The 23163-nt window shown below is 46.4% G+C and carries 21 protein-coding genes; 6 read left to right on the top strand and 15 right to left on the bottom strand.

All coding sequences use genetic code 11. The features are described 5' to 3' along the window. Positions 1-57 precede the first annotated feature (57 nt). The 5 genes from lon to bolA form a co-directional block, all read right to left on the bottom strand. On the bottom strand, positions 58-2424 hold the full coding sequence (lon, locus tag EL341_RS11565) for an endopeptidase La (RefSeq protein WP_047781496.1): 2367 nt from the start codon (positions 2422-2424) through the stop codon (positions 58-60). A gap of 224 nt (positions 2425-2648) precedes the next feature. Then, entirely contained in the window at positions 2649-3920 is a 1272-nt protein-coding gene (gene clpX / locus EL341_RS11570; RefSeq protein ID WP_047781497.1) for an ATP-dependent protease ATP-binding subunit ClpX, read from the bottom strand. Positions 3921-4067: 147 nt separating this feature from the next. After that, positions 4068-4703, bottom strand: a complete 636-nt coding sequence (gene clpP / locus EL341_RS11575; protein ID WP_047781498.1) for an ATP-dependent Clp endopeptidase proteolytic subunit ClpP — start codon at positions 4701-4703, stop codon at positions 4068-4070. Between the two features lie 102 nt (positions 4704-4805). Next, positions 4806-6110 carry a trigger factor gene (gene tig, locus EL341_RS11580; protein WP_047781499.1) on the bottom strand — a complete coding sequence of 435 codons (1305 nt, stop codon included), beginning with the start codon at positions 6108-6110 and terminating at the stop codon, positions 4806-4808. A 330-nt stretch (positions 6111-6440) separates the two neighbouring features. Continuing rightward, positions 6441-6752: a transcriptional regulator BolA gene (bolA, locus tag EL341_RS11585; protein ID WP_175474939.1), complete on the bottom strand. Its 312-nt coding sequence runs from the start codon at positions 6750-6752 to the stop codon at positions 6441-6443. Between the two features lie 361 nt (positions 6753-7113). On the opposite strand from bolA, the gene EL341_RS11590 reads away from it, so the two are divergent. Together EL341_RS11590 and ampG are read left to right on the top strand one after the other, a co-directional pair. Further along, positions 7114-7698, top strand: a complete 585-nt coding sequence (locus EL341_RS11590; RefSeq protein ID WP_126468270.1) for a YajG family lipoprotein — start codon at positions 7114-7116, stop codon at positions 7696-7698. A gap of 45 nt (positions 7699-7743) precedes the next feature. Then, positions 7744-9222: a muropeptide MFS transporter AmpG gene (gene ampG / locus EL341_RS11595; protein WP_126467846.1), complete on the top strand. Its 1479-nt coding sequence runs from the start codon at positions 7744-7746 to the stop codon at positions 9220-9222. 93 nt (positions 9223-9315) lie between these two features. On the opposite strand, the gene EL341_RS11600 is transcribed toward ampG, so the two are convergent. After that, positions 9316-9807: a YajQ family cyclic di-GMP-binding protein gene (locus EL341_RS11600; protein ID WP_047781502.1), complete on the bottom strand. Its 492-nt coding sequence runs from the start codon at positions 9805-9807 to the stop codon at positions 9316-9318. Positions 9808-10016: 209 nt separating this feature from the next. Then, entirely contained in the window at positions 10017-10316 is a 300-nt protein-coding gene (locus EL341_RS11605) for a DUF6694 family lipoprotein (RefSeq protein ID WP_047781503.1), read from the bottom strand. A gap of 238 nt (positions 10317-10554) precedes the next feature. Here EL341_RS11605 and yajL point away from each other — a divergent pair, with 238 nt between their 5' ends. After that, entirely contained in the window at positions 10555-11142 is a 588-nt protein-coding gene (gene yajL, locus EL341_RS11610; protein WP_074822619.1) for a protein deglycase YajL, read from the top strand. Between the two features lie 96 nt (positions 11143-11238). On the opposite strand, the gene thiI is transcribed toward yajL, so the two are convergent. Together thiI and EL341_RS11620 are read right to left on the bottom strand one after the other, a co-directional pair. Beyond that, a complete protein-coding gene (thiI, locus tag EL341_RS11615; protein ID WP_074822615.1) occupies positions 11239-12687 on the bottom strand; it encodes a tRNA uracil 4-sulfurtransferase ThiI in 1449 nt (482 codons plus the stop codon). Between the two features lie 139 nt (positions 12688-12826). Next, the gene (locus EL341_RS11620; protein ID WP_074822837.1) at positions 12827-14269 is read right to left on the bottom strand and encodes a protein adenylyltransferase SelO; all 1443 of its coding nucleotides are present in this window, start codon (positions 14267-14269) and stop codon (positions 12827-12829) included. Between the two features lie 378 nt (positions 14270-14647). Here EL341_RS11620 and xseB point away from each other — a divergent pair, with 378 nt between their 5' ends. The 3 genes from xseB to dxs are packed head-to-tail and all read left to right on the top strand — an operon-like array spanning position 14648 to position 17696. Beyond that, a complete protein-coding gene (xseB, locus tag EL341_RS11625) occupies positions 14648-14890 on the top strand; it encodes an exodeoxyribonuclease VII small subunit (protein ID WP_074822835.1) in 243 nt (80 codons plus the stop codon). After that, a complete protein-coding gene (gene ispA, locus EL341_RS11630) occupies positions 14890-15792 on the top strand; it encodes a (2E,6E)-farnesyl diphosphate synthase (RefSeq protein ID WP_047781506.1) in 903 nt (300 codons plus the stop codon). Before xseB ends, ispA begins: the two co-directional genes overlap by 1 nt. Before the next feature lie 38 nt (positions 15793-15830). After that, complete coding sequence (gene dxs / locus EL341_RS11635; RefSeq protein ID WP_074822612.1) at positions 15831-17696, top strand: 1-deoxy-D-xylulose-5-phosphate synthase; 1866 nt, start codon at positions 15831-15833, stop codon at positions 17694-17696. A gap of 138 nt (positions 17697-17834) precedes the next feature. Here the strand turns inward: dxs and thiL are convergent, their stop codons facing one another. The 6 genes from thiL to bioA form a co-directional block, all read right to left on the bottom strand. Further along, complete coding sequence (gene thiL / locus EL341_RS11640; RefSeq protein ID WP_074822609.1) at positions 17835-18803, bottom strand: thiamine-phosphate kinase; 969 nt, start codon at positions 18801-18803, stop codon at positions 17835-17837. A gap of 86 nt (positions 18804-18889) precedes the next feature. Further along, positions 18890-19312, bottom strand: a complete 423-nt coding sequence (gene nusB, locus EL341_RS11645; RefSeq protein WP_047781509.1) for a transcription antitermination factor NusB — start codon at positions 19310-19312, stop codon at positions 18890-18892. 56 nt (positions 19313-19368) lie between these two features. Then, positions 19369-19839: a 6,7-dimethyl-8-ribityllumazine synthase gene (ribH, locus tag EL341_RS11650; protein WP_047781510.1), complete on the bottom strand. Its 471-nt coding sequence runs from the start codon at positions 19837-19839 to the stop codon at positions 19369-19371. 111 nt (positions 19840-19950) lie between these two features. After that, positions 19951-21060 (bottom strand): bifunctional diaminohydroxyphosphoribosylaminopyrimidine deaminase/5-amino-6-(5-phosphoribosylamino)uracil reductase RibD, encoded by a 1110-nt coding sequence (ribD, locus tag EL341_RS11655; RefSeq protein ID WP_074822607.1) that lies wholly within the window; start codon positions 21058-21060, stop codon positions 19951-19953. A gap of 5 nt (positions 21061-21065) precedes the next feature. Then, entirely contained in the window at positions 21066-21515 is a 450-nt protein-coding gene (gene nrdR / locus EL341_RS11660) for a transcriptional regulator NrdR (protein ID WP_047781512.1), read from the bottom strand. A 324-nt stretch (positions 21516-21839) separates the two neighbouring features. Further along, positions 21840-23129, bottom strand: coding sequence for an adenosylmethionine--8-amino-7-oxononanoate transaminase (bioA, locus tag EL341_RS11665; protein ID WP_074822605.1), 1290 nt, complete (start codon positions 23127-23129; stop codon positions 21840-21842). Positions 23130-23163: the final 34 nt, after the last annotated feature.

A 23163-nucleotide genomic window follows, 5' to 3' on the forward strand; every position in this document is an offset into this window, starting at 1 on the left:
CTGGCAAGAGAGAAATCCCTTGCCAGCCCTGATTTTATCAACAAAATTTGCTCTGCATCACTTTTTTGACTTTTTTGGTGCCACAGGTTGGGCTCCAAAAGCAGGATTTTGTAGCGCAAGCGCCAGAACCTGCTCAATGCTTTCCACTGGATGGATATCCAAATCAGCAATAACGTTATCCGGAATATCTTCCAAATCACGTTTATTTTCCGCCGGGATCAGCACCGTTTTAATTCCACCGCGATGAGCAGCCAACAATTTCTCTTTCAGGCCACCAATAGGTAATACCTGACCACGCAGCGTAATTTCTCCTGTCATGGCAACATCGGCACGAACCGGATTGCCAGTCAAACAAGAAACCAGTGCAGTACACATGGCAGTACCCGCGCTTGGGCCATCTTTCGGCGTAGCACCTTCAGGTACGTGAACGTGGATATCACGTTTCTCGTAGAAATCACCGTTAATTCCCAGCTTCTCGGCACGCGCACGAACCACGGTTAAAGCGGCCTGAATAGATTCCTGCATCACTTCGCCTAACGAACCGGTATAGGTCAATTTACCTTTACCCGGCACACAAGCCGTTTCAATAGTCAGCAAATCACCACCAACTTCGGTCCATGCCAGGCCCGTTACTTGACCTACGCGGTTTTCATTATCGGCCCGACCATAGTCAAAGCGTTGAACGCCCAGAAACTCTTTCAGATTATCGGCATTAACCGTAATGTGTTTGGTGTCCTTGTTCATCAATAGGGTTTTTACTGCCTTACGACAAACTTTGGAAATTTCACGCTCTAAACTACGTACCCCAGCTTCACGCGTATAATAGCGAATCATGGAAACAATGGCGGAATCGTCCATTGTTAACTCACCTTTTTTCAACGCATTACGCTCAATTTGTTTTGGCAACAAATGTTGTTTGGCAATATTGAGTTTTTCATCTTCGGTATAGCCCGACAGACGAATCACTTCCATACGGTCTAACAACGGCGCAGGGATATTCATCGAGTTAGATGTAGCCACAAACATCACATCAGACAGATCGTAATCTACTTCCAGATAGTGATCGTTAAAAGCGACGTTCTGCTCAGGATCCAGCACCTCCAGTAAAGCGGAAGCCGGATCGCCACGCATATCGGAAGACATTTTATCAATCTCATCCAATAGGAATAACGGGTTTTTTACCCCGACCTTGGCCATTTTCTGAATCAGTTTACCCGGCATAGAGCCAATATAGGTACGACGATGCCCACGAATTTCCGCTTCATCACGCACTCCGCCTAATGCCATACGGACATACTTACGTCCGGTCGCATTAGCAATAGATTGCCCTAATGACGTTTTACCTACGCCTGGAGGCCCGACCAAACACAAGATAGGCCCTTTGATTTTGCTGACTCGGCTCTGAACCGCAAGGTACTCAAGAATGCGATCTTTAACCCGATCCAAACCATAATGGTCAGTATCCAAAATCTCCTGAGCTTTATTCAGGTCTTTTTTCACTTTGCTGCGGGCATTCCACGGCACCTGAATCATCCAGTCAATGTAGCCGCGCACCACAGTGGCTTCGGCAGACATTGGTGACATCATTTTCAGCTTTTGCAGTTCCGCTTCGGTTTTTTCCCGAGCGTCTTTCGGCATTTTGGCCGCTTCAATTTTACGCTTCAGCGTTTCAATTTCATCCGGCGCATCATCCATTTCACCCAGCTCTTTCTGAATGGCCTTCATCTGCTCATTCAGATAGTACTCACGCTGGCTTTTCTCCATCTGCTTTTTAACGCGGTTACGAATGCGCTTTTCAACCTGTAACAGGTCGATTTCAGATTCCATCATCGCCATCAGAAATTCCAGACGCTCTCCCACGTCGATCATTTCTAATACGGTTTGTTTGTCACTGAGTTTCAGCGACATATGAGCAGCGATGGTATCCGCCAGACGAGCCGGATCTTCAATACCGTTAAGAGAGGTCAGAACTTCCGGTGGTATCTTTTTATTTAATTTAATGTAGCCATCGAACTGATTCACCGCCGTTCTGATCAGCACTTCCTGCTCTTGCTCATCAATGCTGGTACTCGGCATATATTCAGCCTGAGCAGCAAAATGTTCGCCGTTATCAGTCAATGTGGTAATACGCGCGCGCTGCAAGCCTTCTACCAATACTTTTACCGTACCATCAGGTAGCTTCAGCATTTGCAAAATAGAGGCAACGGTTCCCACAGAGAACAAATCGTTAACGCCAGGATCGTCCATCGTGGCATCTTTCTGCGCAACCATCAGGACCTTTTTATCCTGCTCCATTGCCGATTCAAGACAGCGAATAGACTTTTCCCTGCCGACAAATAGTGGAATTACCATGTGCGGATAAACCACAACATCTCTCAGTGGCAGTACGGGGATTTCAATGCGTTCGGAACGCTCAGTATTCATAGAGCTCTCTCTTTGTTCGTTTTCCGCCAACCCAAAAATGTTAACGAAAATGGGGATACGCTATCAACGTAATACATGCAAGAGTATATGGGGACAATTAATTTACATTCAACGGTCAGTAAAGATAAAAAAACAGGAGAATAACATTCTCCTGCTTTTTACGCTTAACGCAGAGATAAGTAACAAAATTGTTGCACCAATTTGTTATTGCCCCTGACGCTCATTTACTCACCAGAAGCCTGAGCTTCTTGTTTGCTATAGATAAGCAAAGGTTCTGAATTATTATCAATCACCGATGCATCTATGACCACTTTCTCGACGTTTTCCATTGAAGGAATGTCGTACATGGTGTTCAACAATGCCGCTTCAACAATAGAACGCAGACCACGAGCGCCGGTTTTACGTGACATTGCCTTCTTCGCAATCGCATTCAGCGCTTCATCACGGAATTCCAGCTCCACATTTTCAATGTGGAATAGCGCTTGATACTGTTTGGTTAAGGCATTTTTCGGCTCTTTTAAAATCTGAATCAGTGCCGCTTCATCCAGTTCACCTAGCGTAGCAACCACGGGTAAACGGCCGATAAACTCAGGAATCAGACCAAACTTAATCAAGTCTTCAGGTTCAACCTGTCTGAATAGCTCACCGGTTGAAGCTTTATCTGATTCTTTCTTCACCTTAGCACCAAAACCTATGCCAGAACCTGTATCAACCCGTTGGCCAATCACTTTATCTAAACCGGCAAATGCACCACCACAGATAAACAGAATCTTGGAGGTATCTACCTGTAAAAACTCTTGCTGCGGATGTTTACGACCACCTTGAGGTGGAACAGCAGCAACGGTGCCCTCGATCAGTTTCAGCAGAGCCTGTTGTACACCTTCGCCGGAAACATCGCGAGTAATTGACGGATTATCAGACTTACGGGAGATCTTATCAATTTCATCGATATAGACGATACCGCGCTGTGCTTTCTCAACGTCATAATCGCATTTTTGCAACAGTTTCTGGATGATATTCTCTACGTCTTCACCCACATAACCAGCTTCAGTTAACGTTGTCGCATCAGCCATGGTGAAAGGCACATCCAGTAAACGCGCCAGCGTCTCTGCCAACAACGTTTTACCGCTACCGGTCGGTCCGATCAGCAAAATATTACTTTTGCCCAGTTCGATATCGCTGTTACCGTCACCGTTACGCAAACGCTTGTAGTGATTATAAACTGCGACCGCAAGAACCTTTTTAGCCTGATCCTGACCGATTACATAATCATCCAGATGCTGGCGAATTTCATGTGGCGTCGGTAACGCATTGCGTTCTCTGTGTGGTATCAGCTCTTTGATCTCTTCACGAATAATATCGTTACATAAATCAACACATTCATCGCAGATATACACTGACGGGCCAGCGATTAACTTGCGAACTTCATGCTGGCTTTTACCACAGAAGGTACAGTACAGCAGCTTTCCTGAACCGTCTTTGCCCTTATCTGTCATCAGTCAACCTCATAAATTTAATCTTTTCTTGGTGCATCCTGCGTCATTCCCCTGAATCAACGAGAGGTATACGACCTATTATCACTATAGTATACCCAACTTTTCATATAGCCTGATAAATCTATATATGGTGTTCAGGGGTGATGATTACAACCGAGTAGTGACAATTTCATCGACCAAGCCGTATTCCAGAGCTTCCTGTGCTGACAGGAATCTGTCTCGATCGGTGTCTTGCTCAATCTTATCAAGCGGTTGTCCAGTATGATGAGCCATTAGCGTATTCATACGGTTTTTAACTTTTAACATTTCTTCCGCATGAATTTGAATATCTGAAGCCTGTCCCTGATAACCACCGAGCGGTTGGTGAATCATAACGCGCGCATTCGGTAAACACAGACGCTTACCTTTGGCACCCGCAGTCAACAGGAAAGAACCCATTGAGCATGCCTGCCCCAAACACATGGTACTCACATCCGGTTTAATAAACTGCATGGTGTCATATATCGCCATACCTGAAGTGATAACACCACCCGGTGAGTTGATATATAAGAAAATATCCTTTTCCGGATTTTCTGATTCTAAAAACAATAACTGCGCCACAATCAAGTTAGCCATATTATCTTCAACCTGACCGTTCAGGAAAATAATACGCTCTTTTAGCAGGCGGGAGAAAATGTCATAGGAACGCTCTCCGCGAGAAGTTTGTTCAACGACCATTGGCACCAAAGCCATGCTCTGCTCCATACTTGATGAAATATTATTTAGATTGCCACTGTAGGACATTAGAATCTCCTGATAGAAAAATGGCCCGGAAACAGAGCCCCCGAGCCATATTTGCAGAAGAATAGCGACGAAGTCAACTATCTACCTGCTCTCAAAGCAATATTATGCCGCTGGAGTTTGATTCATTAACTCGCTGAATGACATTGCTTTTTCAGTTACTTTAGCGTTAGCCAGCAGAGTCTCTACTGCTTCTTCTTCCAGAGCAACGTTACGCATATTGTTCATCAGTTCGCTGTTCTTATTATAGAACTCGATCACTTCTTGTGGATCTTCGTAAGCAGAAGCCATTTCTTCAATCAGAGCGTTAACGCGAGTTTGATCGGCTTTCAGCTCATGCTTGCGAATCACTTCACCTAATAATAGACCAACGATAACGCGACGTTTAGCTTGCTCTTCGAATAATTCACGCGGCAATTGCATAGCTTGTTCTTGGTTTCCACCAAAACGCTGTGCAGCCTGCTGACGCAATACATCGATTTCGCCATCAACCAGTGAAGCAGGAACATCAACTTCATTAGTTTTGATTAGACCGTCAATAACCTGAGTCTTAACGCGGTTACGGATTGCGCCTTTCAGCTCACGCGCCATATTTTTACGCACTTCAGCCTTTAAGCCATCCAGCGTACCGTCACTCACGCCAAAGCGAGAAATGAATTCTGGAGTAAATTCAGGCAGTTCACGTTCTTCAACTTTCTTCAGAACGATAGCAAACTTAGCCGCTTTACCTTTCAGGTTTTCAGCATGGTAATCTTCAGGGAAAGTCACTTCGATAACGAACTCTTCACCTGCTTTGTGACCAACAACGCCTTCTTCAAAGCCAGGAATCATACGGCCTTGACCCATTGCCAGTGCAAAATCAGTCGCTTCACCACCTTCGAACACTTCACCGTCAATTGAACCGGTGAAATCCATGGTGACGCGATCTTCAGCAGTCGCTGCGGCTTCGGTTTCTTTCCAGGTTGCCTGCTGCTTACGTAAAGTATCCAGCATAGTCTCAACGTCGGCTTCACCTAATTCAACTGTTGGTTTTTCGACTTCAATACTGTCTAAATCTTTCAGTTCAACTTCTGGATACACTTCAAACTCAACTGCATAGCTGAAGTCTTCACCCAGTTTGTATTCGCCCGGTACATATTTTGGTGCACCAGCCGGATTAATTTTTTCTTTGATGATGGCATCAATGAAATTGCGCTGCATCAGCTCACCCAGCACATCCTGACGTGCAGAAGCGCCATAACGCTGAGCGATGATGTTCATTGGTACTTTTCCTTTACGGAAACCATCAATGCGCACTTTTTTAGCGATATCAACCAGCTCTTTTTTTACTGCTTCTTCAATCATGTCTGCTGCGACAACGATTGACAGACGGCGCCCTAGGCCTTGAGTTGTTTCAACTGAAACTTGCATCTTGTTACCTCAAAAAATCACAGTGCTCGGTCAACTCCAGAAGCTATTTTCAATATATGCACTGAGCTATTTTGAAAACGCCTCTTAAGACCGGGACGGCCGCGCTTTACGGTACCCTATCCCTTTTGTCAGAAGCATCCCGAATAAAGTCCGGAAAATTAGACGCAGCATTATAGCCGCGCATTGTTAATGAGTCGAGAAAAGAGAAGGGATAGATGCCAGATAAATCACAATTATGCCCCCAAATCCTGACCCAACGTGGCCTGACAAGGTGGAAAAAAAACCATCACCACCTATTTTTAACGCCAATTTTCACATAAATTCATGTTGTTATGCGTTCTTACTGCCGCCTCGACATTCTGGAGAAGCAGGAATAGCATGCTGCTGAGTTTGCCACTCTTCTGGCGTATGAGTATGCAGCGCCAGTGCATGAACCTGTTGCTGTAGCTCTTGCGCCAAAATTTGATACACCATTTGATGACGTAGAACCGGACGTTTACCTTCAAACGCAGCGGACACAATCACCACTTTAAAATGGCTCTCGGAACCTGCGGGAACATTATGTCGATCGCTTTCGTTGATGATCTTTAAATAAACCGGCGATAGCGCTGCTAATTTTTGCTCAATTGTTTGTTGCATCATGATTCATTCAATCCCATACGCTTTTCAGTCGGCGTCAATAGTAGCCTTTTTTCAGCAGAGTTAATATTAAGACGATAATTTTCCCCCTTAAATCCAATCAAACCGGTTCAGGCATGAAAAAAATCGCTTAACTTAACTGAATTCACTCTGTTCCCTCTTCCCCACCACCAGAGCAATGATATGATATAGCCCGTTTTGCTCTTTGCGCATTTTTCCATGCCATAATGAATGAAACGTGCTGTTGAACTAATAAGCCATTGTTGGCTCTTATTGTTCAGGTATCAGCTGCTGATGCAACCATCAAAGCGGTACAAATGGAATAACAATTGAATCTAAAAGGTTTACCGTGAAAAAAATGACTATGTTCCAACGCATCCTTTTCCCATTACTGGCCCTATTTATTTTAGCCGGTTGTTCAAACCGTCCGAATACCACATTGAATATTAATCCGACCATGAATGTACCCCAGCAAGATCCAAGCCTGATGGGGGCGACAATCAGCATTACCAGTGCCGATCTACGTCAGGATAGCGCGCTAGCTAAAGTAAACCGTGAAGGTCAGATGCTGTCTTTAACGCCGTCGCGCGATATGCGGTTCCTGTTACAGGAAGCGCTGGAAAAACAAATTCGTGCCCGTGGTTATATGGTTGGCCCAGAAGGCAGCGTGAGTGTTCAAGTGGTGATTAATAACCTGTTTGCTGATGTTCAAGAAGGTGATTTGCGCTATAACATTACCACTAAAGCCGATATTTCCATTATCTGCCAGGCTAAAAACGGTTCCCAGCAGACCAAAAATTTCCGCTCTACTCACAATACTAAAGGGGCCTTTCGCGCCACCAATAAGAATATCGAGAACGTAATCAATGATGCGTTAACCGACCTCATCAATGAAATGTCTCAGGATACCAGTATCAGTGACTTCATTCGTCAAAACGCCCGTGGGTAATCTGACACAATCCCCTACTTTCAACGGTAGGGGTTAACAAACCTTATGACTCATCACTATTTTAAAGTTTTTACTCAACGCAATACCGCGGTTCTCCTGTTGCTTGGTTTCGCTTCAGGTTTACCACTGGCGTTAACATCCGGCACCTTACAAGCATGGATGACCGTGGCTGGGTTGGATTTGACCACCATTGGTTTTTTCTCATTGGTTGGTCAGGCCTACGTTTTCAAGTTCCTCTGGTCTCCGTTGATGGACCGCTATAGCCTGCCATTTCTTGGTCGTCGCCGTGGCTGGATGCTGTTAACTCAGGTATCGCTGATCATTCTGATTTTTGCTATCGGATGCTTGAATCCACAGCATGACCTTTGGCTGATGGCGGCGTTAGCGGTCATGATTGCCTTCTTTTCGGCCTCACAAGATATTGTTTTTGATGCCTATAAAACCGATGTCCTCAGCGCCGAACAACGGGGAAACGGAGCGGCGATTTCAGTGCTCGGCTATCGCTTAGCGATGCTGGTTTCCGGCGGTTTAGCTCTGTGGATCGCTCACTATTATATCGGCTGGCGTTCAACCTATTGGTTGATGTCATTACTGATGTTTATTGGTGTTTTCGCTACGTTATGGGCAAAAGAACCTGAATCCGAGATCGCTACACCACGCACCATTGAACAGGCCATTGTTGAGCCACTGAAGGACTTTTTTGGTCGCAATAACGCATGGCTAATTCTGCTGCTGATCGTGTTATATAAGATGGGTGATGCCTTTGCTGGCAGCCTGAGCACGACATTTCTGATTCGCGGCGTTGGTTTTAATGCCGGTGAAGTGGGCTTGGTGAATAAAACCCTTGGCCTGCTTGCCACCATCATTGGCGTACTGATTGGCGGCATCCTGATGCAACGCTTAACCTTATTCCGTGCCCTGATGCTATTTGGCATCCTGCAAGCCGTATCCAACTTCGGTTACTGGATACTGGCGGTGACGGATAAAAACATCATGACCATGGGCAGCGCTATTTTCTTCGAAAATCTGTGTGGCGGGATGGGAACCGCGGCTTTTGTGGCCTTGCTGATGACCCTGTGTAACCGGTCATTCTCTGCTACGCAATTCGCCCTGCTATCCGCGCTGTCTGCCGTTGGTCGGGTTTATGTTGGCCCCGTTGCCGGCTGGTTCGTCGAACATTACGACTGGCCGCTGTTTTATCTGTTCACCATTGTTATGGCCCTTCCTGGCTTATTCCTGTTGGCTATTTGCCGACAAACCCTGGAGTACACCCAGAAAAACGATAGCTTCCTGCCTCGCCTGCACTTTTCACAGCAATATCACTCCGCCATTCGTCTGGTTATTGCTGGCGCAGTTTTACTAGGCACTTGGTTGATTCTCCTGTTTTGGTCCGCGGCAGACTTCAGTGCTTTTTACTATCTCAAAGAGGTGCTGCTGAGCCTTGGCGGTTTGCTGTGCTTGATTGGCATTATTATGGGATGTCTACTGGATTATTTGGCGATTCGACAAAAAACTGCCAACTAAAAAGGCCATCTGCGGTTCTTTTTAGATCGGGTAAAACAAAAAGGCCTCAACAGAAATGAAACCTGCTGAGGCCAATTCAATCGGGATAACGGCTTAGTCGCGGAAATTATTAAACTGGAACGGCTGCCCCAATTCACCATTCTTCACTAGCGCCATCACACCCTGTAAATCATCACGAGACTTACCAGTAATACGCACCTGGTCGCCCTGAATTTGTGCCTGAACTTTCAGCTTGCTGTCTTTGACCAGCTTAATAATTTTTTTAGCGATATCTGATTCAATACCCTGCTTTAACTTCACTTCAACACTGTAGGTTTTGCCGCTGTGATCCATACTATCCGGGATCTCCATAGAAGCCCCTTCAATGCCTCGCTTAGATAGCTTGTCACGCAGAATATCCAACAGTTGCTGTACCTGAAACTCAGATTCACTGGAAACTTTAATCGTTTCGTTCTTTTCATTCAGATCAAAACTGGCTGGCACATTGCGGAAATCCCAGCGGTTGGTCAATTCACGGCTCGCATTCTCAACGGCGTTACGAACTTCTGGCATCTCAATTTCGGAAACAATATCGAAAGATGGCATAATTTATTCCTTTTTAATTCTGGCTATTTTAATGACAGATCATACTACCCATAAAAAATGGCCAATGAAAATCATCAAATATTATTATAATTAATAAATTAGAATAAAATCAAAGCGCCTGCATGCCGATTGTTTATACCCTAAAGAATTCATACTGTTGTTTTATCTGCCGCCCTCAACACAGCTGTGGGCGGCAAGATGTCAAAAAACTACTTATTGCCGCTAGCTTTGATCTCTTCAGCGGCCTTGATTATCTCATCAGCGCTCTTACCACCTAGCGCTTTAAGCAGTGCTTTTTCCCCTTCATCTTCTGACTTGGCTGACATCATCTCTTTTAATGAAATCAACACCAGAGAACCAGCAAACTCTTTCTGTTTTTCCTCAGGTAATGCTTTCATAATTTTCTCAACAGAGGCTTCCATTGCCGCCCGATTTGAGCCATCAATTTTATCACCACCACACCCTGCCAACATAAAAACAGCCGCACAAACTAAAATAAACTTTTTCATATCTTATTACCTATTATTAATGTAAGTGGGGATAATAGCAGGTGTAAAATTTGTTTAAATCGAAATAGTAATAAAACTTGCGCTTTGTCGCTGAAACGCGGTTAAAATCAACATGATGTTTACATCAATTTTAAATCTTCTACTTTTAATTATATAATCTACAAGTATTTTTCTAACCCCCACGCGATGACATCGGCAACATTTTTGACCGATAGTCTTATTGATTAAGGAACATCACATGGCACCAAGAGCATTAGTCTGTCTGGCCCACGGTAGCGAAGAAACTGAAGCCGTCACCACTATCGATCTATTGGTGCGCGGTGGCATCGAAGTGGTTACCGCCAGTGTAGAAGGTGACGGCTGTCTGCAAATTGTCTGTTCCCGCGGCGTTAAACTGCTCGCTGATTACCCACTGGTCGAAGTCGTCGATCAACATTTCGATGCCGTGGTTTTACCCGGTGGAGTGAAAGGGGCAGAATGTTTTCGCGATAGCCCGCTCTTGGTAGAAAGAGTACGCCAAACGCATATGAGTGGAAATATTGTGGCGGCCATTTGTGCCGCACCCGCACTAGTCTTGGAACACCATAATCTGTTTCCGCTTGGTAATATGGCGGTCAATCCGAGCTTTAAACATCTTATCCCGGCCGATAAATGGGTTGATCGACGGGTCAATTTTGACGCTCGCGTCAATTTAGTCACCAGCCAAGGGCTGGGCACCTCTATCGATTTTGGGCTAAAGCTAATTGAATTACTGGTTAATCGGGAAAAAGCAGCGGAAGTCGCAGAACAGCTGGTGGTTGCCCCCGGTATCTATGCCTATCTCTAAATGATTAAGCGGAGCATATTGCTCCGCTTAAAAACACCGATGATTGATAACCAGAATGCTGGTAAAAACGCCCAACATCCTGCTATATCAATAAAATCAGGCGCGATACACTTTCACATTATTGTATCCTTGCTCTTGTAGATAAAGTGCCTGTAACCGGCTCATTACCCCACGATCGCAATACAATAGGTAAGTTCTGGATTTATCCAGTTCACTGAATGCGCTCCCAAGCTTATAGAATGGGATATGTTGTACCGTAACGCCTTCCAGTTGTAACGGCTGGCTTTCATGCTCTTCAGACGAACGAATATCAATAATCACATCTTTAGCACCAAAAGCAGCGACGGTCTCAACCTCAGTAATCTGCTGCTGAGCCTGCTCGGCAATCTGACGGATATCAATATTCACCGCTTCTGCCACCACACGCTCTAAAATAGTGAAATCAAATTTGGCCTCTTCAGCCTCAATTTTCTCTTTCACTGCTTTCACCGTTGGGCTTTTGGAAATCACACCACAAAACTCAGGCATGGTTTTAGCAAAATCTTCTGTGCCAATCTGACGAGCCATATTAATAATATGCTCTTTATCATGGGAAATGAGCGGACGCAGAATTAACGTATCGGATGCATTATCAATCAGACGCAAATTGGTTAATGTCTGACTGGAAACCTGACCTAACGCTTCACCGGTCACAATCGCTTGCACGCCATAACGCTCGGCAATTGCAGATGAGGCTCTGACCATCATGCGTTTTAGCACCACGCCCATTTGGCCATCGTCCACTTTCTCCAGAATTTCGCCAACCACTGGAGCAAAATCCACGGAAATAAAGCGTACTTTGTGCGAACTGCCAAAACGGTTCCAAATATAGTGAGCCACCTGTTTCACCCCAATTTCATGGGTTGCCCCACCTAAATTGAAGAAACAGTAGTGCACACGACAGCCGCGACGCATCAACATATAGCTGGAGACGCCAGAATCGAAACCGCCGGAAATCAGAGAAAGTACATCTTCCTGAGTACCAATCGGGAAGCCACCTAAACCTTCATAACGCGCCTGAACCAGAATCAAACGATCGTCTTCAATTTCTAAACGCACCGTGACCTGAGGCTTGGTCAAATTAACTTTGGCCGATTCAATATGTTGATTCAAGCCACCGCCAACGTAACGCTCTACGTCCTGCGAGTTAAAAGGTTGCTTACCGCGACGCTTTACACGTACACAGAAAGTCTTGCCTTCCAATTGCTCGCGATAGTTCGCTAACGTCTGCTCGAAGATATCATGCATATCCGTATACGGACGTTCATCCACTTCCAGAATATGGTGAATACCCGGAATTCGCGTCAATGCCTCACGAATAATCGGCGCATTTGACTCATCTTTGGTTCTGACTTCCAGATAATCCCAGTGGCGCACCACGGCACACTCTTCAATCTGCTGCCTTAATACGTTACGGACGCTTCCGGTGAGTATTTTAATAAAGCGCATACGAACAGACTGGCTTTTGATGGTAATTTCTGGGAACAGCTTAATGATAAACTTCATGATAGTTGCGAATACTTACGTAGTTAGAACAAAAAAAGGATGGGTGTATTTTCTGGGCGAGGAGTATACACCCTGAAGGGGAACCGGCGCACTAAACAATCAACGCCGGCGGCGATATTTTACCAATTTCACCAAAAAATCAGCTGGAACAGGAAATTTCCAGCGTTTTTCCCCATTCCGGCGGCAGCGCGGTAAGGTCATCAAATTCAGTAGCGTCCTGATAAGGCACCTGCAATCCCTGATGAAGGTGAGCCAGTATGCTAATGTCATCTTGCTCTGCGGCTTCGATAGCTTGCTGGGCAAGATAGTTGCGCAGAATACGCTGAGGATTAGCTGACTTCATGGTCTGCTGGCGCTGTTCATCACTCACCTGTTCCTGCTGCAAACGCCCTCGATATGCCTGATACCATGTATCAAACGCTTGGCGATCGATAAATTCATCACGTAGGGCAACCTGACTATCAGACTGTTCTACCTGACTGAGTAAACTAAATGTCCGGGTATAATCTCGTTTTTCTTTGGCCATTAAATCCAGCAGTTGATTTAATAAATCATTATCCTGCGTATCTGTAGTAAACATACCCAGTTTGGCGCGCATCAGTTGACCATAAGCGCTCATTAACGCAGGCTCATACGCGGCCAATCCGGCCTGCAACTGTTCCATGGTCATCAATCCAGATAACGCATTCGCCAGTTTATGTAGATTCCAATAGGCCACCGATGGCTGATTATTAAAAGCGTATCGCCCATTATAATCACTGTGATTACAGATATACTGCGGGTTGTAATCATCCAGAAAACCGTAAGGGCCAAAATCGATGGTAAGCCCCAAAATCGACATATTGTCGGTATTCATCACCCCATGGGCAAAACCGACGGACTGCCACTGGGCAATCAATCTGGCGGTACGTTCAACGATATCTTTAAACCATAGAAAATAGCTATCGCTCTGACCAACCAACTGCGGCCAGTGATGAGCAATCGCGTAGTCAGCCAATTGTTGAACCTGCTCCTGCTGATTGCGATGATAAAAATGTTCAAAATGACCGAAGCGAATATGGCTTTCCGCAATGCGCATTAACATGGCACCACGTTCCGGCTGTTCACGAAATACTGGTTGTTGGCTGGTGACAATCGTCAATGCTCGGGTGGTTGGAATGCCAAGATAATGCAAAGCCTCAGAAGCCAGAAATTCTCGAACTACCGAGCGCAACACCGCTCTGCCATCCCCCATTCGTGAATAAGGTGTGAGCCCTGCCCCTTTCAGGTGCCAGTCCACTTTAGGCCCATGTTCAGGTAATTGCTCACCCAATAAGATACCGCGCCCATCGCCTAATTGACCGGCCCAGACACCAAACTGATGACCGCTGTAAACTTGTGCCAGCGGTTTCATACCCGGCAGCAGTCGTTCCCCTGACCATATTTTCTGGTTATCGCCAACAAACAGTGCGTTATCCAATCCCAGTTCTTGCGCTAACGGCTGACTATGATACAGCAGCCTAGACTGTGTTAAAGGCGTTGGATTAAGCTCGGTATAGAAACCCGGCAGTTCATCGTAATAATCGTGGCTAAATGTTGGCATCATCAGAAAATGCATCCGTTTATCTTTAACAGGTAAATCAGTGTAGAGCCGTTGAACACAAATTAACACGGACTAATCATGGGGAAATTAAGATTTATCGCCTTTGGCGGTATGGACGCTAGGTTACTTATTCAACTTATTCATGGGTAACATGTTAATATTATGTACAAGAGCACAATTTCATGGTCAAAACACATTCTTATAAGCCATTTAATGGTAAACTCCGTTACATTGATAAGGTATGGTTTAACCATCGCCAATAGAATAATCAGCGTAAGGCCACATTAGTGGTGTTATGATTAGCGACAACACAAAGATATCAAATCACCCGTGATTGCTTACAACATTTAATCGAAACCACTACTAAATATGCCCAAAATGCCAAAAAAAGCGCCTCAGCCAGCCAGTTTTGAAACTGCGCTCAGTGAACTGGAACATATTGTTAATCGCCTTGAAAGCGGTGATTTACCGCTGGAAGACGCGTTAAATGAGTTTGAACGCGGTATCCAACTGGCACGTCAAGGTCAGCAACAGCTACAGCAAGCAGAACAACGGGTACAAATCCTGTTGAACGGCGATGCACAGGCTCAACTTTCACCTTTTGAGCCGGATGAAGCCTGATGAGTTCGTTTATTGAGCTTCAAACCCAACATCGCCATCGTGTTGATCGCGCCATTGAAGGATATATTTCCTCTCTGCCGTTTAATCAATCAGCAATGGTAGAAGCCATGCGTCACGGAGCCCTGCTTGGGGGAAAGCGGCTAAGACCATTTTTGGTCTATGCCACCGGAGAAATGCTTGGGCTGTCACCAGATAATCTTGATGCGCCGGCAGCAGCGATTGAATGTATTCACGCCTACTCCCTGATTCACGATGATCTACCGGCGATGGATGACGATGACTTACGCCGCGGCCAACCAACCTGTCATATCAAATTCGGCGAAGCCCATGCCATTTTAGCCGGTGATGCGTTGCAAACGCTGGCATTTTCGATTTTGTGCGATGCGCCAATGCCCGACGTTCAGATCGCTGACCGCTTGGCCATGATCGGTGAACTGGCTCATGCCAGTGGCGCTGCCGGTATGTGTGCCGGACAAGCGCTGGATCTGGAGGCAGAAAAACGTAAGGTTAATCTGCAAGAGCTTGAACGCATCCACCGCCATAAAACGGGTGCCCTGATTCGTGCCGCTATCCGCTTGGCCGCTTTAGCCGCAGGCGAACCGGGCAAAGCGGCGTTGCCATTGTTGGATCGCTATGCTAATGCTATCGGTCTCGCCTTTCAGGTGCAGGATGATATTTTAGACGTAGTTGGCGCAACGGAAAAAACCGGTAAGCGTCAAGGTTCCGATCTGCAACACGAAAAAAGCACCTATCCAGCGTTACTGGGTATCGCCGGCGCACAGACTAAGGCTTTAGATCTGTACCGGGAAGCAATGGATTCGCTATCCGAATTAGCTGCGCAGTCTTATAATACCGCGGCACTGGAAGCACTGGCCGGTTTTATTATTGAACGTGATAATTAAACTGTACTTTTAAGCACACTATTTTAGACGAGTTTTGGATGAGTCTTGATATAACCCAATACCCAACGTTGGCGTTAATAAATAACCCCGACGATTTACGACTGATATCAAAAGATAAGCTGCAGTTGCTTTGCGAAGAGCTGCGTCAATATCTGCTGAACAGCGTTAGTCGCTCCAGTGGTCATCTGGCCTCTGGGCTGGGGACGGTAGAACTGACGGTAGCATTACACTATGTTTATAACACACCGTTCGACCATATCGTCTGGGACGTAGGTCATCAGGCCTATCCGCACAAGATTCTGACTGAGCGGCGCGATCGCATGCCGACCATTCGCCAAAAGGATGGCCTCCATCCTTTCCCATGGCGTGAAGAAAGTGAATACGATGTGTTATCGGTGGGTCATTCCTCGACTTCTATCAGTGCAGGTCTGGGTTTGGCCGTTGCTGCCCAGCGGGAAGGCAAAGGCCGTCGCACCGCCTGCGTTATCGGTGATGGCGCGATTACCGCCGGTATGGCATTTGAAGCGATGAACCATGCTGGTGATATCAAACCCGATATGCTGGTTATTCTGAATGATAATGAAATGTCGATTTCAGAAAACGTCGGGGCTTTGAATAATCATCTGGCGCAAATTCTATCCGGTAAGCTCTACTCAACTCTACGCGAAAGCGGCAAGATGATGTTATCCGGCTTACCGCCAATTAAAGAGCTGGTAAAGCGCACCGAAGAACATCTGAAAGGCATGGTCGTTCCCGGCACGCTATTTGAAGAGTTTGGCTTTAACTATATCGGTCCGGTTGACGGCCATGATGTACAAGCCCTGGTACAAACGCTGAAAAACATGCGTAGCCTGAAAGGTCCTCAGTTCCTGCACATCATGACCAAGAAAGGCAAAGGTTATGCGCCAGCAGAGAAAGATCCTATCGGCTGGCATGGCGTGCCTAAGTTTGATCCTGAAACTGGCACCCAACAAAAAGGCGGTAGTTCATACCCAAGCTATTCCAATATCTTCGGTGACTGGCTCTGTGAAACCGCCGCCACCGATGACAAACTGATGGCGGTAACGCCAGCCATGCGTGAAGGTTCAGGCATGGTGCGTTTCTCTCGTGAATATCCTGAACAATATTTTGACGTCGCCATTGCAGAACAGCATGCGGTAACCTTTGCTGCCGGTCTGGCTATTGGTGGTTATAAGCCTATTGTGGCTATTTATTCTACTTTCCTACAGCGCGCCTACGATCAGGTTATCCATGATGTAGCCATTCAAAAACTACCGGTCATGTTTGCTATCGATCGCGGCGGGATTGTCGGCGCTGACGGCCCAACCCATCAAGGCGCCTTTGACCTCAGCTATCTGCGTTGTATACCGGATATGGTGGTGATGACGCCAAGCGATGAAAACGAATGTCGCCAAATGCTGTTTACCGGCCACCATTATCAGCAAGGTCCGGTGGCCGTACGCTATCCACGCGGCAACGGAACCGGTGCAGAATTAACGCCGCTGGCCATGTTACCCATCGGGAAAGCCAAAGTACGTCGTGAAGGGGAGAAAATCGCTATTCTTAACTTCGGTACGTTATTGCCTGAAGCCCTGCTGGCCGCAGAACAGCTCAACGCCACCGTCGTGGATATGCGCTTTGTTAAACCGTTGGATCAGTCGCTCATCCTTTCATTAGCAGAAAGTCATGACGCGCTAATTACGCTGGAAGAAAATACCATTGTGGGTGGTGCCGGCAGTGGCGTAAACGAAGTGCTAATGGCTCATCGCAAGATGATTCCGGTGCTGAATATTGGTTTACCTGATGTCTTTGTTCCGCAAGGGAGTCAGGACGAAATACGGGCTGATATAGGCTTAGATGCCAACGGTATTATTCGGCAGATAGCCGACTGGCAGAATCAATAATACTCACAAGCGATGGCAATGATGTTTATCTTTGCCATCGCTTAGTGAAACTCAATAGCGACCAGACATCCATTCATCCCTAGTACCCCAGAGGCCTGATACCAATTCACTACTCACCTAATCCGCAGTCTTGCCCCATCAACTAAAGTGGTCAAAACCATGGCCTGCAAACTTTACCGGTTGATTACCATCGAACAGCTGTAATCCATTATTTGCCGTAATCTGACCGATACAGGTATAGGGAATCCCCAATCCAGAAAGCGCCGTATCCAATGCACCACGATTATCTTCCGGTACGGTAAAGCACAGTTCATAATCTTCACCACCGCTCAACGCCCAACGAATGGCTTGCTCTCGATGGCAATTGTCTGATAAAGCCTTAGAAAAAACCAAACGGTCGAGATAAACCTTGGCACCGCATCCACTGGCTTTCAGGATATGTCCTAAATCAGAGATCAGGCCATCGGATAAATCGATAGCTGACGTTGCCAACTGGCGCATCCCCTGCCCCATCAAAATTCGCGGCGTCGGACGTAGATGGCGCTTAACCAGATAGTCACGGGCCTCCTTATCTTCAACCTGCAACTGGTCTTGAAGAATCGCCAGACCAGCGGCGCTGTCGCCCAGCCAGCCCGTCACATAGATCCAGTTACCCACTTTGGCACCACCACGGGTCAATTCTTTATTCATCGGCACCCAACCGTTAATGGTTAAGGTCAGGCTAAGAGGACCTTTGGTGGTATCACCGCCAATCAACTGCATACCGTAATAATTCAACTGCCGGAAAAAGCTGTCACTGAAAGCGTCTAACCAAGGCTCATTAATTTCAGGTAACGTCAGCGCCAGAGAAACCCATGCAGGGTCGGCTCCCATCGCAGCAAGATCGCTTAAGTTCACCGCCAATGCTTTATAGCCTAAATCGGCAGGATCAATATCGGGGAGAAAGTGAATACCAGAAACCAAAGTATCAGTACTGATGGCCAAATATTGCTTCTGGGAAGGGACTAACAGCGCACAATCGTCACCAATACCTAGTCGGACGTCTTTGCGAGTATTACCCTGACGATTGAAATAGCGGGCAATAATATCAAACTCACCACTGGACATAACGGCGATACTCCAGAATTACTTAGCAGTAAGGCCGGCAATGCCGGCCTTACTTGGCTTCTAAATTGTAGTTTAAACTGCACAAACTATTTTGCATTGCGTACGCGCAAACGGGGAACGACTTTATCCAGAACACCGTTAACAAACTTATGGCTGTCATCTGCACCAAAAGTTTTAGCCAACTCAATAGCTTCGTTGATAACCACTTTATAAGGGATATCTTCGCGTTTACTCAGTTCATAGACTGCAACACGCAAAATTGCCCTTTCTATTTGCCCGAGCTCATCTAACGTACGGGACAAATAAGGTGCCATCAGCTTATCCAGTTCACCAGCATGGGTTGCCGCACCAGAAAACAGCTCACGGAAATAGGTTAAATCAACGTCTTTGACGTCCTGTTCCGTCAGAAATTCTAACTCAACATCGGCAATATCATTTTTAGATAGCTGCCAAGAGTAAAGCGCCTGAACGGCACATTCACGGGCGCGGCGGCGAGCTGCAGGTTTCACGGAATTCCCCTTAAATCTTAGTCAGACAATCAATCCTTCAGAGTGAACATTCACTCTTAGGCTTTAATCGCCTTAATTACATTAATCATTTCCAGCGCGGTCAACGCCGCTTCAGCACCTTTGTTACCGGCTTTAGTTCCGGCACGCTCGATAGCTTGCTCAATATTTTCAGTGGTTAATACACCAAAAGAGACTGGAATTTGGCTGTTCATCGCAACGCTGGACAAGCCTGAGCTGCTTTCACCGGCAACAAATTCAAAGTGCGCTGTACCGCCACGAATTACGGTACCTAAAGCAACAACCGCATCATAACGACCGGTATCAGCCAATGTACGGGCAGTTAATGGCAACTCATAAGCGCCAGGAACCCATACTACGGTAATATTCGAATCAGAAACCTGACCAATACGTTTTAGTGCATCGATAGCACCTTGCAACAGGCTATCATTAATAAAGCTGTTAAAGCGTGCAATAGTAATAGCAACACGGGCTTCTGGTGCTGCCACAATACCTTCAATAACGTTCATAAAAGTATACCCTTGGTTTCTTGATTCATTAACCCGATTAAGGGGGCGGATTCTATCATACTCTTTCGTGCGCCGCGCTGCGGATTTACGCTCTACGGGTAATTATTGGTGTCAACTGTGGGTAAACAGGCGTAAACGCAGGTCATCACCGGTTTGCTGAACATCATGTAGTTTAAATTGCAGCGCCTGAGACAACCGCTCAAGACCGGGTAATTTACACAACCCCATCGCCCCATCGCCCAACAGTTTCGGCGCCAGATACAAAACCAATTCGTCCACTAAGCCAGCCTGTAGCAATGCGCCAGCAATAGTAGGCCCAGCTTCCGTCCAAATAGTATTAATCTGCCTACGACCCAATTGCATCATTAATACCACCAGATCGAGACCACCATTATGTTCAGGCACAATCAGTTGTTCAACATGCGGCGGCCAATTTTCATGGCCTTTTTGGCTACGCACCAGCCAAATATCACCCGGCAGGGAAAATAGCTTTAGATCTGGCGTTAAGCGATTATGCCTATCCAGAATAACTCGCACCGGCTGACGAAGCGCATCCTGAGGGTAATATTGCTGAATCTCATCGTTCAATTCAGACCAGCGCACGTTTAAGGATGGATTGTCTGCCAGCACTGTCGCACTGGTGCTTAAAATGGCTGAACTTTGCGCTCTGAATTGCTGAACATCACGACGAGAATCCACCGAAGTGATCCACTGGCTTTCACCTGATGCCATGGCCGTTTTACCATCCAGAGAAGCCGCCAGCTTTAGTTGAAGATAAGGGAAACCGGTGCGCATCCGTTTAAAAAAGCCACGATTAACCGCTTCGGCTTCCGCCATCATCAGTCCGTGTTCAACCGCAATGCCGGCCTGCTGTAAACGGTACAACCCCCGGCCTGCAACTTCAGGATTGGGATCCTGCATTGCAGCGATAACCCTTACCACCCCCGCATTAACCAATGCGTCAGCACAGGGAGGCGTTCGCCCATGGTGGCTACAGGGCTCTAAAGTCACATAAGCCGTGGCGCCTTTCGCCTGTTCACCCGCCATGCGTAGAGCATGTACTTCGGCATGGGGTTCCCCGGCCTTATGGTGATACCCTTCTCCGACAATGACGCCATCGCGCACCAGTACACAGCCGACGTTTGGATTAGGCGTTGTGGTAAAACGCCCCATCCGCGCCAGTTCCAGCGCTCGCGCCATAAATTGGGCATCATTTTGCATGTGTATTAATCCTGCAGTTTAGCGATCTCTTCACCAAATTCACGAATATCCTCAAAACTGCGATAGACGGAAGCAAAACGGATATAGGCAACCTTATCCAGTTTTCTTAAGGCTTCCATCACCAAATTGCCAACCATAGATGCCTGAACCTCTCGCTCTCCGGTAGCACGCAGTTGGGATTTAATATGGCTAATGGCCATTTCGATATCGTCCGAATTCACCGGACGCTTTTCCAATGCCTTCAACATACCCCGACGCAGCTTTTCCTCATCGAACGGTTCGCGAATTTCATTGCTCTTAATAATTCTCGGCATAACCAGTTCGGCAACTTCAAAAGTTGTAAAGCGCTCATTACAAACCAGACATTGGCGACGACGGCGAACCTGTGAACCATCGCCGACCAAACGTGAATCAATCACTTTGGTATCAACAGCGGCACAAAATGGGCAATGCATAACGTCTCCTGAAAATAGTCCCAAGGAACAAGCGAATAGTTACTTCTTGATATTATTCTAAACGGCTGCGATCAATAGTGATATAGCCATAATACTCAGAAATTGGATATTTATTAAGTAATCAATAAGGTTACGTCTCTAATCGTCTATTATCTCAGCAATATATATAGCTTATTTTATTAAACGACCAACGCCTTACTCCATCGACAGATATTTTGCTATCAGGTGAAAACCAACACTTATATCGCTATTCGCATTATAAAAACATACTCTCTATTGCCATCAACATCATTCTCATTTGAGCTAATGGCAAAAATAAATAGTCTATTCGCCGAAAACCACATCGGGCCTTGATACCGCCTCGCTAATGGCCGTGGTTAATCGAATAAGTTGCTCAGAACTGATAATGAAAGGCGGCATCAAATAGATCAATTTACCAAACGGTCGAATCCATACTCCCTGTTTAACAAAAAATTGTTGCAGGCTGGCGACATTCACCGGTCGGGTCATTTCAACAACACCTATCGCCCCTAACACCCTAACATCTTGCACTTGCGGGTGCTCCAACAAAGGCATTAACCCTTTGTTCAGTCCTTCTGCAATCGCGGCCACCTGCCCCTGCCAATGATTTTGCGCCAATAAATCGAGACTGGCGCAGGCTACAGAACAGGCCAAAGGATTTGCCATAAAAGTTGGGCCATGCATAAAACAGCCAGCCTCACCCTGACTAATCGTTTGAGCGATATTTCTCGTGGTTATCACAGCGGAGAGCGTCATATAACCACCGGTTAACGCTTTCCCCATACACTGAATATCCGGCACAATTTGCCCATGCTGACAGGCAAACAGCTTACCGGTTCGGCCAAAGCCGGTGGCAATTTCATCGCTGATTAACAAAATCTGGTATTCATCACACAGTTGGCGAATCCGTGTCAGATAGTTAGGATGGTAAAAACGCATACCGCCGGCCCCTTGAACAATGGGTTCCAGAATAACGGCGGCAATCTGTGAATGATGCTGATTCAGCAACGATGAGAAATGTTCAAGACCGTTATCGTTCCATTGACCATCGAAAGGAATATCAACCCCATCGGCAAACAGATTGTCAGGTAAGAATCCCTGATAAAGCTGATGCATCGAGTTTTGCGGATCGCACACCGACATGGCACCAAAAGTGTCACCGTGATAGCCATTGCTCAACGTAAGAAATTTTTGCCGGGGTTGCCCCTTTGCCTGCCAGTATTGCAAAGCCATTTTCATGGCCACTTCCACCGCCACCGAGCCTGAATCAGCCAGAAATACACAGTCCAATCCATCACCGGTGATATCCACCAAGCGACGACACAGCTCAACCGCTGGCTGATGAGTAATGCCGCCAAACATCACATGAGACATCTTATCTAACTGCTCACTCACCGCTTGATTGAGGAACGGATGATTATAGCCATGAATCGATGCCCACCAGGAAGACATGCCATCAATTAAGCGCCTGCCGTCTTCCAGTTGAAGTTCAACGCCTTGCGCTGAATGCACCGGATAGCAAGGCAACGGCTCCGTCATGGAGGTGTAAGGATGCCAGATATGGCGACGATCGAATTCTAAATCAGTAAGCATAAAAACCAGTAGTAAACCAAATTGACATAAATTT

Origin of the sequence: Pragia fontium, assembly GCF_900638655.1 — a bacterium.
Classification (GTDB): domain Bacteria; phylum Pseudomonadota; class Gammaproteobacteria; order Enterobacterales; family Enterobacteriaceae; genus Pragia; species Pragia fontium.